The sequence below is a fragment of the Aliiglaciecola lipolytica genome, from assembly GCF_018860635.1.
Taxonomy (GTDB): Bacteria; Pseudomonadota; Gammaproteobacteria; order Enterobacterales; family Alteromonadaceae; genus Aliiglaciecola; species Aliiglaciecola lipolytica_A.
The window spans coordinates 448,116-463,343 of the sequence record NZ_JAHKPT010000035.1; the positions used below are offsets into that span (position 1 = coordinate 448,116).

Genomic DNA, 15,228 nt, shown 5'->3' on the forward strand with positions numbered 1-15,228 from the left:
TTAGGAATTGAAATAAATATGGCTGGAAATACATTTGGTAAGCTGTTTACCGTAACCACATTCGGTGAAAGTCACGGTATCGCGATCGGTGGAGTAGTGGATGGTTGCCCACCTAACCTTGAAATTAGCGAAGAAGATTTACAAATAGATTTGGATCGTCGCAAACCCGGCACATCGCGCTACACCACGGCAAGACGAGAAGGCGACGAAGTGCAAATTTTGTCCGGTGTATTTGAAGGTAAAACTACGGGCACGAGTATTGGTTTATTAATCAATAATACAAATCAGCGTAGTCAAGACTACTCAAAAATTAAAGATACCTTTCGTCCTGGACATGCTGACTATACTTACCAGCAAAAGTATGGGTTACGTGACTATCGAGGCGGTGGCCGTTCTTCTGCTCGTGAAACAGCTATTCGTGTGGCCGCGGGCGGTATTGCTAAGAAGTACCTGAAGCAAATGCATGGCATAGAAATACATGGCTATTTGTCACAATTAGGGCCAATAAAAATTGATAGTGTTGATCAAAGCGTGACCAATACTAATGCGTTTTTCTGTCCAGATGCCTCAAAGTTGGATGCGCTCGACGAATATATGCGAGATCTAATCAAACAGGGTGATTCCATTGGCGCTAAGGTCTCAGTTGTCGCGAAAAATATGCCGGTTGGATTAGGTGAGCCAATATTTGATCGTTTAGATGCGGATTTGGCGTCGGCTATGATGGGCATCAATGCAGTGAAAGGCGTTGAGGTGGGCGATGGCTTTGATGTAGTAGAGCAAAAGGGAAGTGAACATCGCGATGAGATCACCCCGCAAGGGTTTAAATCCAATCGTGCTGGTGGCATATTGGGTGGCATTTCGTCTGGTCAAGATGTGATAGTGCATTTGGCGCTAAAACCCACATCTAGCATCAGCGTTCCTGGCGATTCGGTAGATATTCACGGAGAAGCGGCGGAAATTATCACCAGAGGTCGACACGATCCATGCGTAGGAATCCGCGCTGTGCCTATCGCTGAAGCTATGATGGCCATTGTTTTAATGGATCATTTACTGCGGCACCGTGGACAAAATGCAGATGTCAGTTCTATCACTCCTATCATTCCCGGGCAGGCGTAACACCATTGCCCGGAGCCAGTTCCTCTGTTAAGCAAGCAAATTCTAAAATAAATTTAATCTTGTTGGCGATTACCTATCTGCTCTACTTTGGGCAGTTGGGTGTTCTGGTGCCTTACTTGGGTGTTTTTTTGGATGGCCGAGGCTTCAGTTCGCAACAAATTGGCGAATTGTTCGCGCTTATCACAATTGCTCGTATTCTAGGCCCCAATCTCTGGGCTTCGATGGCCGATAAATCAGGCAAAGGCCTAGCTATCTTACGCTTAGGTAGTTTACTCACGGTTGCAACATTTTGTCTGGTGTTTTGGCTGGATGGTTTTTGGGGATTAACTTTAGCATTTGCTTTAATGATGATGTTTTGGACTGCGGTTTTGCCTCAGCTTGAAGTATTAACACTCAATTGCGTAGCCAGTGATCCAAGTCGTTACAGTCGTATTCGGTTGTGGGGAAGCGTTGGTTTTATCATCTTAACCATCATTACCGGTAAAGCCATTGACATTAGCTCATCAGAAGCCCCTATTTATGTAAGCGCAGCGGTTTTGTTGTGTTTATTCTTTTCTACTTTGTTTATTTACGAAGGTCGCAGTTCAGTTAAAAGTGCGCCTGCGCAAGGCAGTATATGGCGTAAAGCGAGCACCATACCTTTTATATTATTTATGCTCAGTGCGATTTTTTTACAAGTTAGTTTTGCAACCTATTACGGATTTTTTGCATTATATACTCGTGATTTAGGCTACAGCGGCCAAACCACCGGCCTATTGTTGGCTTTGGCTGTTGCTGCAGAAATAGTAATCTTTTTGCTGGCCGGAAAATTAATTAAAATATTTGGACTTAAATGGATTTTATTTATCAGTATTGGGCTAACTGCGGTTCGTTGGTATGTGTTAGCCGTTGCAGCAGAATACCTGTGGATACTTATTTCAAGTCAAATCATACATGCATTTAGTTTTGGTATGCATCATGCGGCTTCAATAAAATTCATCCACGACTATTTTGGACAGGCATACCAAAGTCGTGGACAGGCGCTGTATATCAGCATCGCATTCGGGTTTGGTGGGGCAGCGGGCAATTACGTATCTGGATACTTGTGGCAACAAGGGGCTGGTTCTTACAACGCCTTTATTTTCTCTGCCATTACAGCCTTACTAGCGGCTTTTTTCTTGTTGGCAATTAGTGCTAGAAAAATGTCGTACTGATTTCAATTCTTCAGCCAATCACATTCTTGAGTTAACTGCGCACAAGTAACCGCCTGCACACAAACCTGCATTTTGACCTCACTTGGGTATATACTCTATTTACAAATTTAAAATCACTGATTTTACAACCAAGCCAGAGTGTGAAGTTTAATTATGCTTAGAAGTATCTGTATAGCCTGTACACTTTTAGTTTCAAACGTCTTTGCTCAAGATGATAAAAATCTGTCCAGCTTAACTCGTTTTGACAGTAATCTTAATCTCAATGTCCATTCGCAAATGGATCTTCGTGATGTCAGAATTGGCGATAATGTATTGGGCCAAGCTCTTAATCTGATTAACAAAAATGGCGAAGTACAATATATCTCTGGTGGAAATCGCAGTGAAAAAGTAGACATTATTTTTAGGCAAGCGTATTTAGAATCCGAGCTTCTGCAAACACTATCGTTACTATTTGATAAAGATCTTGGTTTTGTGAATCAGGTATCTCTGACCTATCGGATTGCCAGTCGCTATCTCGATATTTTGCCGGTTTACAATAAAACCGTAGATCAAGCGATTATAAAATACGGTCAACCTATGAGTTTTAAGCAAGTACAAGAGATGACCCAGGACAAGGGGGATAAAGTCAGGTTAAGCGCCTTTGTTGCAAAGTTACCTCATAAAGCCGAAATCGCAGATTTAATCAAAGGGTATTTCAAGTACTTGCAAGTCACCCCTAAAACCCATTTCGTGGAAACAGATACAGGGCACGCACTGTTGTTAACTGGATTTAGACAGTGCTACTTTTGGCCACTTAATGAGTTTGAAGAGTTATTGAGCTTGTGTTCCTTTCAGCCATCTAGTGGCAATATGAAGGGGCAGGGAATAACACTCACCCTGCGAAATTTTGCAATTCAAAACAAAATTGAACATTTCGAATTAGAGCAACAGCAACCTGAAATAGATATTACCTTTTAACCTGAACTAAGAACTGGTTCTGTTTAAAAGCAATAGATCATTTTGTTGGTCAATCTTAAAGTCGAATTGGCGTAGAATGTTCATACCAAGAAGACCGTCAGCATAGCTGAATTCTGGCATAGGTAACACCACGACCGCGACATTATCCAGTCGAAAACCGGCAAAAAATACTTGCTTGATTTGATAAACTGGCGCATCAAAAAGACCGCCAGCGGTATTTATTTTATAGGTTCCTACATATTCCCAACTCGTCCTTCTGGAGATTTTATCGAATGCTTCCGAGGTCAGTACCGTTGTTGTTGCGCCTGTATCCAGCATTAATTCGTGGGTGCTTCTGCCAATCATTATTGGGGTAGTGTAATGATCACCCAAAGAACGCAATTTAATATTACGTTCATAGTCTTCAGCCAGTGGATCCTTCTCTTGAATAGGATCTGAGTGATTGATGACGGTCGTTTGTTGTCCTAAGATTTGCCGTATTCGCGCAGCATCTAAATCACCTTGTTGTAAAGATGCCAACACATTTTCCATCAGAAATTCCTGATTTTGATAAGCATAGGCTTCAGCAAGTGCGACAATAATGGAGCGTCGAGTTGGGTCAAATTGCCACAGCGGCTCAAGAAATGTAGCCAGTACATCCCAAGAACGAATGCCTTTGAGTTTATTAATATTAGTGTTGGTCAGATCGGTAATCAGTGCAAGTACTTGGGCTTTTTGCTCAGTTTCTAAGGGCAAGTCTAGCAACCCATAATAGTGGGCCAATACTTCGCTCGTGGAGGCCGTTTTGGCAATCAGTTGTCCTTCTAGCAATAAGTAATCAATATTTTGTGGTTGATTGCGCAAATAAGCTTGTATCGCCTCTTTAGCATCTACCAATTCGCCAGCGGCCAGTTGCTGCTTAATCCAATAGATGGCTTTTTGATATTGACTGTTTTTGTTCGTATTGATTGTTTGATCAAGGGGTTGTTGTTCCGCAGTTCCACTACCGGAAACAAGCAAAGGATCGCTGCTTGCATTGCGGTTATTGGCGCTAAACGGTTGTTGCTTTTGTGGTCTATTATTCGTGTTGGCAGTGGATTCCGCTGATGTTAATTGATGCCAGAAAAACACATTCAAAGACACCGAAATCCCTAAGCATAACAAACCAAAAATAGCCCAATATTTGCTCATTGCTCAGTGGCCCTTAAATACAATTTATTCACTGGATAAACATACGTTGCCATATGTCTCGCTAAATTCAATGGGCATACGTTTGGGTTTTCCTGACGATAAAGCGATGCACACGAAGTCCGTTTGAGCCGTCAATACAGTGACCCCATCCGATTCACGAATAAACTGAAATCGACGAGACAGTTTTAATTTTCCATCACACTTTGTTACCCAAGTTGCACACAGCAAATGATCACCTAATAAGGCCGCAGCATGGTATTCAATCACATGTTTACTAATTGCCATACCTCTGTCTAATTGCTGATATATGCCAATATCCAAACCTAAAGACATCGAGTGTGACCAAGATACTCGCTCCAATTGCGAAACATAGGCAACATTATTTACATGGTTATAGTGGTCGATTTGCTCGGGGGCAATAATCCATTTCATAATGTGTGGAGAAGGTAACTGCCATTGGAAATTATCTTGATAAGCAGTTTGATTGTTCGCCGTTTTTTGCGTCTCAATTTTATCTATCATCGACTCGTGTGACATGATTACACCTCAACATCGGGCAGGGGATTGGGACGTTGTTGGGCAAAAAGCGCATTTTTTAAAGCCCGCTCTCGAGTAATAATTGGTTGAATAAACTCATCCACATTACCGAGTTTTTTGAAGGATTTAAATCCGGACTCAAGAAATGTATGAAGACTTTCCACTCCAGCCATTTTAGCAGGCTTACGCGACAACATTAATAAGGTTGAAATACCTTTAATTTTTACCACGTCGGCTAAATCCACGCCTAACCTTTCAAGTAGCACTATTTGCTCTTCACGCATAGCTTCGTTGTCACATTTTAAGTAGGCTTGAGCATAACTTTCTCGAGAAACAGGCGTTGTCGATAATTGTTCTGTTAGGGCTATATCCAATTCCAAGGATAAACTATTCAAGCGTAGGGCAGCCTCTAAAGATTCTAAAGCTTGTTTGGGGATTATCTTGGCCATTTTGGGTACGACTCTGGCTAACTCTTGATCCCGTTGGCTGAAGTCCTGCGGCCCGTATAATTCATCAATGAAGAAACTCATTGCGGGACGAAAACGTTTGCTTTCCCATAAATCGTGATGGGTAGCTAAAAGCCGTTTGGTTTGCCAATGTTGCAACTCCCGTAACGGCTCAGTCAGATTAGCCTCAATGGTATGCTCATGCATATCGTTGGCATGGTGAAGGTGTTGGATAATATTATCCAAAATTAAACTCATAACTTTCTTATTCACTCAAAATTAAAGTATCAAACACGCTGGCATCTATCCAACCCCGGTTTTTGTCGCCATTTACTGCTTCAACATCTTTTGAGCCAATGAAGTGCTCGCGAACTTCACTGTTGTCGTTATCGCAGTAGGCCAGCATGAAGCCGACCTTTTTACCGGCAGTTAAACTCACAGGAGAGTTAGACTTGGTTGGATCAAAATCATCTGCATAGAGCGAAATTGCTGCTTCCCAAATAATTTTATGAGGTGCATTGACGTCTCTTTTCCAGCGACTCTCTATGTGATCATTGAACAGCGCAAAAGTACGCTCTGGCGTTATATCAACAACTTGGTTATCTAAAGCGATGTGGTAAGCAAACGCGTTATAAGAATACTGATGATTACCGCCTGATGCGTCTTCGTCCAAAAATATTTCTAAGGTATCGTCATCCCAATATTTATCCAAGGGATCGGCATTAAAATCGACTAAGCGGTCGTCGACGATTTCAACTTGTAAATAAAGCTTGTTGGCGTCCCACAGCAATCGGTACTGACCTTGGAAGTCTTGTTTACTTAACGGACCGCCCATAATGACTTGGTCAATTGGCAACCATTTCGCTTTTTGCCATTGAGCTTCATTGTTTTCGCCATCAATGATCGGAGGAGTGGCGGTGGCGACTACATCGATAGCAGAAACCCGTCCACTGAAAATCAATGAAAAGAATAAAACGATTGTGCTTAGCGCGAAAATTTTCATGCGAAGTATATTCATATTCATTCCTGTTAAGTTATTAACCTTAAGTGCTAGCTTGTCTTAAACCAGCTTTTATAACAATAACTAAATACATCAATTGAAGACAAGCGTTGATGGTGGTTGAGTTACCCAGTTGCAATTGGTTACAATAGCCCTCTAAATTGCAACCTTGTTTCGGATAATTTGTGCATCACTATCGTGACTTAATTGACATATTTAATCAGTGCTTCGAAAAAAGCGAGAATACGCGGTTAATTAAAGGGGAAAGTGAGCCGATTTATTTGCCCGCCAACGAACAGGTTGACTATCATCAGGTAGTTTTTGCCAATGGTTTTTTTGCCAGTGGTTTGCATGAAATAGCCCACTGGTGCATTGCGGGTAAGCAAAGGCGACTACTAGAAGATTATGGCTATTGGTACTGTCCAGATGGTCGTGACGAACAGCAGCAACTAGCATTCGAACAAGTTGAAATAAAACCTCAAGCAATTGAGTGGGCGTTCAGCTTAGCCGCGAATTTCCCCTTCCAGGTCAGTACGGACAATTTAAATGGTGTTCAGCCTGACAGAGCTGCATTTCAACAAAAAGTGCGTCTACAACTAGAGTACTATCAGCAACATGGTTTTCCACCAAGGGCGCTGGTGATGATTGAGGCGCTGTGTTCGTTTTATCAGGTTTCTTTGCAATCCATTATTGTTTCTCATTGCCACTCAAATAGATTAAGCGCATGAGACATTTTAAATTAGGTCTGGTTATCAATCCTTATGCGGGAATCGGTGGCGCGCTGGCGTTAAAAGGCAGTGATGGCCCCGAAATCCGAGCAAAAGCACTGGCAATGGGGGCTGAAAAACGCGCCAATGCAAAAACAAAGTTAGCACTGGAAGAATTATTAACGCACAAAGAAAATCTGACTATCTACACGGCAGCAGGAGAAATGGGCGAAGACCTAAGCCGTTCAATGGGGTTTAACACCCAAGTAATATATACACCAGAAACCTCTCAAACAGAGGCGTTTGATAGCCAACAGGCCGCCGCTTGTTTGCTCGATGTTAATGTGGATCTAATACTGTTCGCTGGAGGCGATGGAACTGCCCGTAATATTTATGACACTGTTGCTGATAACGTCGCAGTGTTAGGCGTGCCCGCAGGCTGTAAAATTCATTCTGGTGTTTACGCCATCACACCTAAATCTGCCGGTCGGGTTGTGAATATGTTGATTCAAGGGGAAATCGTCAGTTTGAGTGAAGCTGAAGTGAAAGATATCGACGAGGAGCAGTTTCGCCAAGGCCGAGTGAGTGCACGATATTATGGCGAAATGCGAGTCCCCACTGAGTTGCGTTATGTTCAAGCTGTTAAAATGGGCGGCAAGGAATCAGAAGAGTTAGTGTTAACTGATATTGCCGCGCAGATTATAGATTTGATGCAAGATTTGCCCGAGACTGTATTCGTGATGGGGTCGGGGTCAACAGTAGCCGCCATCATGCATGAGTTAGGACTGGAAAACACTCTGTTGGGCGTTGATATAGTGATCGACCAGCAATTAGTCCATCAAGATGCAACTGAACAAGATATTTTAGAATTCATTAAGGATAAACCCAGCAAACTGGTGATCACATTAATCGGTGGTCAAGGACATATCTTTGGACGAGGAAATCAACAACTTAGTCCGCAAGTAGTCAATACTATCGGACGTCAAAATATCAATATAGTCGCCACTAAGACTAAACTGCAATCTTTGCAAGGTCGGCCATTAATTAGTGACTCAGGGGATACTAAGTTGGATGCCCAGTTATCAGGGTTAATTCCGGTGATAACCGGTTATCGTGACCAGGTTTTATATCCAATTGCAGAAACTTAAAAATTACAATATTTATCATTATCAATAGGAAGTTATCGTAGTGTCGCACCAGCAATTAGAAAACTTTATTCAACAAGCCGAATCTCAGTTAGATGGAGTGGTGGAAACAGGCACCGATGACGAACTTTTTATTGCTGGTTATTTGCATGGCCACTTTTCACTCGTTGTCAGTCAAGCGCTAAGCAGTGAGCAAGCCAATATCGAAACCTTAGATACCTTGTTATCTGAAAACTTAAACAGCGCCTTTGAGCAAAAGGAGCTGGAACCAGAGGATCAGCAAAAAGTGTTGATGTTGTGGCAGTCCATCTTGAAAAGCGCTTAATACTCATCAAATTCTTGGTTAACCACCTTCGATTTCGCCTAAACTTTGCCGCTAAAAGGTGATTCATTGCCGTTTTTTTAGATTATCTTACCAAACATACATCATATATAGCTGAATTGAGTGTGATACACGGCCATTTATGAAATGGCTTAATATTTGCTTTTGAGCCTATTAACCAGCATGTCTTTGCGCATGTTAACAATGGATGATGAAAAATATCTCATCATCTATTGTTGAGATAATTGATGGCTGAATGCCCAAGACCAAGAGAGTAGAGTGTGAAGATTCTAAAAAAACAAAAACTGCATGGCTGTGTATGGACGATTCTAGCTTTGTGTTTGACAGGCTGTTCTTCTATGTCGGATTCTGAAAATCAGCCAAAAATGCAATATGAAGAATCTTTACCGGCACTTGGCAACATTGAATATCACACGTCAATACTCGCCAATGAATTGTTTGCAGGTGTGACCGCCAATCGCGATTATCGCTATGCTGTGGTGAGCTTTGTGCCTGTGACCAATCTGCAATTTGATAAAACTTATCAGCATCCGTTGATGCTTTTAGGGCATCAATTATCGGAAGGAATGGTCACTGAAGCGAGTCGTCGTGGATTTATTACTCAAGACTATAAGATTACAAACGATATATTAGTAACGAAAGAAGCAGAATACGCCTTAAGTCGTGACGTTTCTCGATTGGCGCCATTGCAAAATGTAGACTTTTATATTGCCGGTACTATTACCGAACAGCAAGAAGGGGCTATCGTAAATGCGAGAATTATTCACGTGGAAACTAAAGATGTTGTGGCTTCGGCAACTAAATTTTTTCCTGCAGAACTGTTTTGGCAAAGAGAAAAAGTCACCATGAGAGGTGGCATGATTTATCGCACAGGTTCTTAAATAAAGGAGTCTTAAGTGACTAAACTAATATTATTATTCACTGCCACCTTACTTATGTCAGGTTGTTCAAGCTTTTCTTTATTTGGAGAGTCAGACTCACAAAAGCCTGAGAATAACTCTAAAACGGAAATGACACCGCAAATGCAGGTAGTCAATATTGTTGCTGATCCTGCTATGCAATCTACTGACAATACAAAGTCATCAACCTCGTCACAGCCAGATTTATATGGCAGTGAACAGGCAGACGCGCTTTACGGTAATGGCAGCGGTACTAGTGCGCGCATGGTAACAAAACATGTTGGAGATTATGTGCAAAACATGACCCAAGATTTGATTTCTAACATGGAGTACATAACCGATAAAACTCCCGTTGGAGTGACTAATTTTGCGCTAATCGACAGTAACCTGCAAAGAAGTAACCTTTTAGGATTTCAACTCACCGAGTCTTTTATGCATGAATTGCACAAATTTCGGATTCCCGTGATTGATTTCAAAGCCACTGAATATATTCGTGTTACCGAACATGGAGACTTTTTGCTAAGCAGAGATTTTTTAGAGTTAACAGAGCAATCTCCAATCGAATATATCCTAACGGGTACTTTGACTAAGCATCAAGGTGGATACATTGTTAATGCACGGATACTTGGTTTAAAAAGTAAAGCCGTGGTGGCAAGTGCACAAATGCTGATGCCGTTTTACGTGGTAGATGCTTTATTACCAAGTGAACACAATATGGTTGATGGTGTGCAATTAACCCAAGGGGAATAGAGCCGTGAAGTGCATTAAAAATATTCCAGTTTTATTGACTTGCACATGCTTGTTGATAAGCGGCTGTGCTTCGACTGAAAATGCATTTGCTAACTGGTTCTCGACTCCTGAACCTCCTCCCGAAGCACCTGCTGTAAAGGTCGATATGTCTCCAGATCCTGACACTGGATTGGTTTATCGTGCTGACTCGAGGCAGCGGATGAAGGATTCAAATTTGCAAAGTGAGCAGCAGTCTAGGGCAATTTATCGTGCCCCTAACTCCTTGTATCAACCCGCGTACACCCACAAATCTCTAGCTGACTATGCTGAGCAGTTGACTATGGAGCTGGTCAGAAATGGCCGACAATTAGACACCCAAAGTAAAGTGGGGATTGCATCTTTTGTAAACTTCGACAATACGTTAAAACACACTAGCGTACTAGGCAATCAATTGGCTGAAATGTTGATTGTAGAAGTGCAAGGGTTTGGTGTGCAAGTAATCGATTTTAAAACTACCGATTACATAGGTGTTGGGGCCAACGGAGACATGGTGTTTAGCCGTGATGCGCGAAAATTGTCCAACCAGTTAGGGCTAGATTTTATCTTGTCAGGTACCTTGGTTCGCAATGAAAAGGGAGTTCGTGTGAATGCGAGAATTATCTCCATGGATTCTAAAATTGTGGTTTCTAGTGCTTCGGTACTTATCCCCAATTTTGTTGTGAAATCCTTGCTGCCGGAATATGTTTTAGTCGGCGAATAAGCTCTAAACTTTCAATTTAATCGTAAATCCGCCTGATTAAATTTTTAATTAAAAACCGATTTGGATTAAGCGCATCGAGCAACTGATTAGCCATTGGGAGTGGTTCATTACTAATCTGCGATGCCAATAGCTCTGACAGTAAAGGGGCGGTGGTTAATCCTCTTGAGCCTAAACCTGCAAAAATAAATAATCCTCCTAAATCCTTTGCATCTTCATAATGCTCAATGGGTAACGCTTTGTATAAATGCTTAAATTGCTGTGCTTGTTGACTGGATTCAAACGCTGCACCTACTGCTGGAAGGTGATCTGGTAAGGAACAGCGAATCGCCGCCCGTCCTGTTTCTTGTGCATAAATACCTTCTGCCCAACTGGTTTTTGCTAAGGCTTTTTTGTGCATGTCTAAATTACTAGCTTGTTCTTTTTCTCTATAAACCTGACTAGTATCTTGTTTGACATAGGTGGACCCTAAAGCATGAAACCCATCCAAAGCAGGTGTCATGTAACCTTTGTGGCATAAAACTGTTCGCAGATTATCCAACGGTGGTTGGGTTGGAATTGCTTCAACCTGTCCTCTTACTAACTGGAAAGGAATTGCATCACAGTACGAAAAATGTGGAATATCAGAGCCTGTGGCAATAATTAACCCATCAAATGTCTTACACTGACTGTGATACTTCTCAGGAAGGTCTACAACCCATTGCTCGTCTTGTTTAGTAATTTGTGAGACTTCTGCATCTAATAGAATGTCGCAATGACCTTGCTCTTGTGCCCATTTAAACATTGCATTGACTAAATCTGGTGGACTTAACCATCCCCCTTGTTGAATAAATAATCCTTCGTAGGGCAAGTCTAGGCCGGAGACGAGAGTGGAGTTTTGCTCATCACTGTAATTTATTAAAGTGTCTGGCCAAATGCCATTTTGCAATAGGTTTTGCTGGCGCTTTAGTACCGCAGGATTAAATCCCACTTGCAATACGCCACACCATTGGTGAGCGTATTGGTAGCCTTGGTTTAGCAGTTGTCGGTATCGACGACAGGCAAAACCAAACGATAATGCTTGAATACGGCTGGAAATATTCGCTTCTGCGTTGAGCTGTGGATAAAAACCGCCTTGGGGGTTACCTGAAGCGCCTTGGGCCAATTTAGCGTCCTTACACATGACTGTCACTTGAAATCCTTTTTGGATAAGTGATAGGGCTAAATTCGCAGCAGCTATGCCGCCTCCCACGATGCCAATGGAGCGTTTTTTTGCTGACGTGAGTTGCATACCATGGCGTTGGAAATAGCGACTAGATCGGCGATTAACGCCAGCCTGGTTAAACTGACCCACTAACATGTCCCGTTTGCGCCCAAACCCTTTGACCTTTTTTACTTCAAACCCTTGTTCGGCTAAACCTCGCTTAACAATTCCAGCAGCGGTGAAAGTGGCAAAGCTAGCCCCTTGTTTGCTCAGCCTTGCCATTTGTTGATAGAGATCAGAGTTCCACATCTGAGGATTTTTACTCGGTGCAAATCCATCTAAAAACCAAGCGTCTACGAGACCTTGAGGTTGATTGTGCATACTTGAAAAAACCTCGGTAGCTTCTCCTAACCAAAGGTCTAGGATAACTTTCCCTTGGGCAAAGCTCATACGATGGCAACCAGCAACCAAATCCGGGTATTGGTCAATTAGTTGCGTAGCGTACTGTTTTAGTTCTGGCCATTTATCTAAAGCAGTGATTAAATCAGCTTTGGGTATTGGAAATTTTTCACAACTTATAAAGTGTAAACACAAAGGTTCAGATTTTTCTGAATGAAGGGAAAATTGTTCGAATAGCTGCCAAGTGGCCAAAAAATTTAAACCGGTGCCGAAACCAGTCTCAGCAATTACAAAACTTCTTTGACTGTGTGTTGTCCAACTTTCCGGCAATTGATTGTTTTTCAAAAAAACGTATCGACTTTCTTCTAAGCCATTGTGATTAGAGAAATACACATCGTCGAAATCTTCTGCCACGGGAGTACCATCTGAGTTATATACAATTTTGGCAGGTTTGATAGTCAACGGGTGTCCTTAATTCATCTTTGAATTGTTGAGATAACTAAATTTAATTTTAATTGTGTTTAAAATAGTGATTTTTAGGTAACTTAGTAATTCACATGCTAGCATTACTGAATACATTATTTCATTTAGCAGAAGAGCAGACCAGTTAAGTCTGTAAAATCATTATTATATGCGAAAAATTTTTCGACTAAATCGTAAAAAAGGTGAAAAATGAGAAGAGCAGTCATAACAGGTATCGGCATTGTTTCTAGCATAGGTAATAACCAGCAAGAAGTTCTGGAATCTTTGCAACAAGGTCGTTCAGGCATCACCTTTTCAGATGAGTTCGCGGAAATGGGTCTGCGTTCACAGGTCTGGGGAAAGGTAGATATTGATTTTAAAGAGCACATAGATCGTAAACAGTTACGCTTCATGGGTGACGCAGCGGCTTATGCATACATTGCAATGCAGCAAGCTGTTGAAGATTCAGGTTTGCCTGAAGATCAAGTGTCTAACATTCGAACTGGTATTATTGCTGGTTCTGGCGGCGCATCGTCTAAAAGTCAGGTTGATGCTGCTGATATTTTGCGTGAGAAAGGGGTTAAGCGCGTTGGTCCTTATATGGTTACCAAGTCGATGGCTAGTACTGTTTCTGCATGCTTGGCAACGCCATTTAAGATCAAAGGGATTAATTACTCAATTGCTTCAGCCTGTGCTACCAGTGCCCATTGTATTGGTAACGCGTTAGAGTTGATTCAATTAAACAAACAAGATGTTGTGTTTGCTGGTGGTGGTGAAGAACTTCACTGGACCTTATCCGTGCAGTTTGACGCTATGGGTGCATTGTCATCTAAATATAATGACAATCCGTCAGTCGCGTCACGCACCTATGATGCTGACCGCGATGGTTTTGTCAGCTCTGGCGGTGGTGGCATGGTCGTGGTTGAAGAACTTGAACATGCTTTGGCCCGTGGCGCTAAAATTTACGCTGAAGTTGTAGGCTATGGTGCCACTTCTGATGGTGTGGATATGGTAGCCCCTTCAGGTGAAGGCGCAGTGCGTTGTATGAAAATGGCAATGCAAGATGTCGATACACCAATCGATTATCTAAATACTCACGGTACCTCTACACCAGTGGGTGATGTTAAGGAATTAGCAGCCATTCAAGAAGTGTTTGGTGGTAAAAGCCCAGCAATTAGCTCAACTAAGTCTATGACTGGTCACGCGCTAGGTGCAGCGGGGGTTAACGAAACTATTTACAGTATTTTGATGATGGAAAATGACTTCATTGCACCATCTATTAATATTGATAATTTGGACGCAGCCGCTGAGGGGTTAGATGTGGTGACTTCACCACGAGAAGCTAAGCTCAATACTATTATGTCGAATAGTTTTGGTTTTGGTGGTACTAACGCCACATTAGTTTTGAAAAAATACGAAGCTTAATGATTTGTATAATGAGCAGGGTGTAACCTTGCTCATTATATTTCACACAGTCTTTCTAACCCCTGCATATTTATAATTTCTATTGTCCCGTAGTCAACTTTGACAATTTTCTTTTGATTCAACTCATTCAATAGTTTATTTACTGTTTGCCGCGAACTATTAATCATATGTGCCAATGATTCTTGCGATATAGCGATCCGTTTGCTTTTTTGATTTTGGTTGCTGTTATGGAGTCCGTTGGCCAGTAATATAATTCGGCGCGCCAATTGTCCCAATAAAGATAAACCGCCAGTTTCGTCGATTAGATTAAACGTGACTCTGATACGTTGACACAACATACGCATAAAATGCGGATAGAAGTGTGGTTTATTTTGCAGTAAATTCTGAAATGTTAGTTTGGGGATCATCAGCAAGCTGGTGGTTTCATCCGCATGGGCGTCATGGCTTCTAGGCAAATCGTCAAACATCGATATTTCACCAAACCAAGTCCCACTTTCCAGCCAAGTGAGAACCATTTCCTTACCCTGTGAATTGACGTTACTAACTCGAATTTTTCCTTTCAGAATACAATAAATTCCGTCTGCACTATCGCCTTTAGCATGCAATATTTGCCCTTTGCTGAGCATCTTTATTTTACTCACTGAAATTAATGCTTGAATGACATCAATAGGCAACTGATCGAGCCAATTGTTGTGTTTGAAAAGATACTCTATCTCTGAATTATCCATTGCTATTTCATTGAAACTGTCAAATAGACGAC

16 protein-coding genes are annotated in these 15,228 nt (G+C 41.8%); 10 read left to right on the plus strand and 6 right to left on the minus strand.

Features of this window, described 5'->3' with window-relative positions; genetic code table 11:
* The first annotated feature begins 18 nt into the window (after positions 1 to 18).
* From aroC to KO530_RS19935, 3 genes are all read left to right on the plus strand, one after another.
* Complete coding sequence (aroC, locus tag KO530_RS19925) at positions 19 to 1,116, plus strand: chorismate synthase (protein WP_216050202.1); 1,098 nt, start codon at positions 19 to 21, stop codon at positions 1,114 to 1,116.
* 59 nt (positions 1,117 to 1,175) lie between these two features.
* Positions 1,176 to 2,309: an MFS transporter gene (locus tag KO530_RS19930; RefSeq protein ID WP_216050431.1), complete on the plus strand. Its 1,134-nt coding sequence runs from the start codon at positions 1,176 to 1,178 to the stop codon at positions 2,307 to 2,309.
* A 153-nt stretch (positions 2,310 to 2,462) separates the two neighbouring features.
* Positions 2,463 to 3,266, plus strand: coding sequence for a hypothetical protein (locus tag KO530_RS19935; protein WP_216050203.1), 804 nt, complete (start codon positions 2,463 to 2,465; stop codon positions 3,264 to 3,266).
* Between the two features lie 6 nt (positions 3,267 to 3,272).
* On the opposite strand, the gene KO530_RS19940 is transcribed toward KO530_RS19935, so the two are convergent.
* The 4 genes from KO530_RS19940 to KO530_RS19955 form a co-directional block, all read right to left on the minus strand.
* The gene (locus KO530_RS19940) at positions 3,273 to 4,436 is read right to left on the minus strand and encodes a retropepsin-like aspartic protease family protein (RefSeq protein WP_216050204.1); all 1,164 of its coding nucleotides are present in this window, start codon (positions 4,434 to 4,436) and stop codon (positions 3,273 to 3,275) included.
* Between the two features lie 24 nt (positions 4,437 to 4,460).
* Positions 4,461 to 4,868, minus strand: coding sequence for an acyl-CoA thioesterase (locus KO530_RS19945; RefSeq protein ID WP_252729404.1), 408 nt, complete (start codon positions 4,866 to 4,868; stop codon positions 4,461 to 4,463).
* A gap of 107 nt (positions 4,869 to 4,975) precedes the next feature.
* A complete protein-coding gene (locus tag KO530_RS19950) occupies positions 4,976 to 5,677 on the minus strand; it encodes an FFLEELY motif protein (RefSeq protein ID WP_216050205.1) in 702 nt (233 codons plus the stop codon).
* 7 nt (positions 5,678 to 5,684) lie between these two features.
* Positions 5,685 to 6,437 (minus strand): CBM9 family sugar-binding protein, encoded by a 753-nt coding sequence (locus tag KO530_RS19955; protein ID WP_252729375.1) that lies wholly within the window; start codon positions 6,435 to 6,437, stop codon positions 5,685 to 5,687.
* Between the two features lie 167 nt (positions 6,438 to 6,604).
* On the opposite strand from KO530_RS19955, the gene KO530_RS19960 reads away from it, so the two are divergent.
* From KO530_RS19960 to KO530_RS22260, 6 genes are all read left to right on the plus strand, one after another.
* Positions 6,605 to 7,147 carry an elongation factor P hydroxylase gene (locus KO530_RS19960; protein WP_216050206.1) on the plus strand — a complete coding sequence of 181 codons (543 nt, stop codon included), beginning with the start codon at positions 6,605 to 6,607 and terminating at the stop codon, positions 7,145 to 7,147.
* Positions 7,144 to 8,274: an ATP-NAD kinase family protein gene (locus KO530_RS19965; protein WP_216050207.1), complete on the plus strand. Its 1,131-nt coding sequence runs from the start codon at positions 7,144 to 7,146 to the stop codon at positions 8,272 to 8,274. The genes KO530_RS19960 and KO530_RS19965 overlap by 4 nt, the downstream gene beginning before the upstream one ends.
* A gap of 40 nt (positions 8,275 to 8,314) precedes the next feature.
* Entirely contained in the window at positions 8,315 to 8,596 is a 282-nt protein-coding gene (locus KO530_RS19970; RefSeq protein WP_216050208.1) for a YfcL family protein, read from the plus strand.
* Positions 8,597 to 8,874: 278 nt separating this feature from the next.
* Positions 8,875 to 9,495, plus strand: coding sequence for a FlgO family outer membrane protein (locus tag KO530_RS19975; RefSeq protein WP_216050209.1), 621 nt, complete (start codon positions 8,875 to 8,877; stop codon positions 9,493 to 9,495).
* A gap of 15 nt (positions 9,496 to 9,510) precedes the next feature.
* Positions 9,511 to 10,263: a FlgO family outer membrane protein gene (locus KO530_RS19980; RefSeq protein ID WP_303501152.1), complete on the plus strand. Its 753-nt coding sequence runs from the start codon at positions 9,511 to 9,513 to the stop codon at positions 10,261 to 10,263.
* Between the two features lie 4 nt (positions 10,264 to 10,267).
* Positions 10,268 to 11,002, plus strand: a complete 735-nt coding sequence (locus KO530_RS22260) for a FlgO family outer membrane protein (RefSeq protein ID WP_216050210.1) — start codon at positions 10,268 to 10,270, stop codon at positions 11,000 to 11,002.
* 16 nt (positions 11,003 to 11,018) lie between these two features.
* Here KO530_RS22260 and mnmC read toward each other — a convergent pair whose 3' ends face one another.
* On the minus strand, positions 11,019 to 13,043 hold the full coding sequence (gene mnmC, locus KO530_RS19990) for a bifunctional tRNA (5-methylaminomethyl-2-thiouridine)(34)-methyltransferase MnmD/FAD-dependent 5-carboxymethylaminomethyl-2-thiouridine(34) oxidoreductase MnmC (protein ID WP_216050211.1): 2,025 nt from the start codon (positions 13,041 to 13,043) through the stop codon (positions 11,019 to 11,021).
* A gap of 210 nt (positions 13,044 to 13,253) precedes the next feature.
* Between mnmC and fabB the strand changes: the two genes are divergently transcribed.
* A complete protein-coding gene (gene fabB, locus KO530_RS19995) occupies positions 13,254 to 14,468 on the plus strand; it encodes a beta-ketoacyl-ACP synthase I (protein ID WP_216050212.1) in 1,215 nt (404 codons plus the stop codon).
* A 35-nt stretch (positions 14,469 to 14,503) separates the two neighbouring features.
* On the opposite strand, the gene KO530_RS20000 is transcribed toward fabB, so the two are convergent.
* Positions 14,504 to 15,196, minus strand: a complete 693-nt coding sequence (locus tag KO530_RS20000) for a Crp/Fnr family transcriptional regulator (protein WP_216050213.1) — start codon at positions 15,194 to 15,196, stop codon at positions 14,504 to 14,506.
* Positions 15,197 to 15,228: the final 32 nt, after the last annotated feature.

What these genes read in the sequence shown, in the direction of transcription:
- KO530_RS19950 (WP_216050205.1), bottom strand. Translation starts at nt 5,677, where the DNA reads ATGAGTTTAATTTTGGATAATATTATCCAACACCTTCACCATGCCAAC.
- aroC (WP_216050202.1), top strand. Translation starts at nt 19, where the DNA reads ATGGCTGGAAATACATTTGGTAAGCTGTTTACCGTAACCACATTCGGT.
- KO530_RS19965 (WP_216050207.1), top strand. Translation starts at nt 7,144, where the DNA reads ATGAGACATTTTAAATTAGGTCTGGTTATCAATCCTTATGCGGGAATC.
- KO530_RS19935 (WP_216050203.1), top strand. Translation starts at nt 2,463, where the DNA reads ATGCTTAGAAGTATCTGTATAGCCTGTACACTTTTAGTTTCAAACGTC.
- KO530_RS19940 (WP_216050204.1), bottom strand. Translation starts at nt 4,436, where the DNA reads ATGAGCAAATATTGGGCTATTTTTGGTTTGTTATGCTTAGGGATTTCG.
- KO530_RS20000 (WP_216050213.1), bottom strand. Translation starts at nt 15,196, where the DNA reads ATGGATAATTCAGAGATAGAGTATCTTTTCAAACACAACAATTGGCTC.
- KO530_RS19945 (WP_252729404.1), bottom strand. Translation starts at nt 4,868, where the DNA reads ATGAAATGGATTATTGCCCCCGAGCAAATCGACCACTATAACCATGTA.
- KO530_RS19955 (WP_252729375.1), bottom strand. Translation starts at nt 6,437, where the DNA reads ATGAATATACTTCGCATGAAAATTTTCGCGCTAAGCACAATCGTTTTA.
- fabB (WP_216050212.1), top strand. Translation starts at nt 13,254, where the DNA reads ATGAGAAGAGCAGTCATAACAGGTATCGGCATTGTTTCTAGCATAGGT.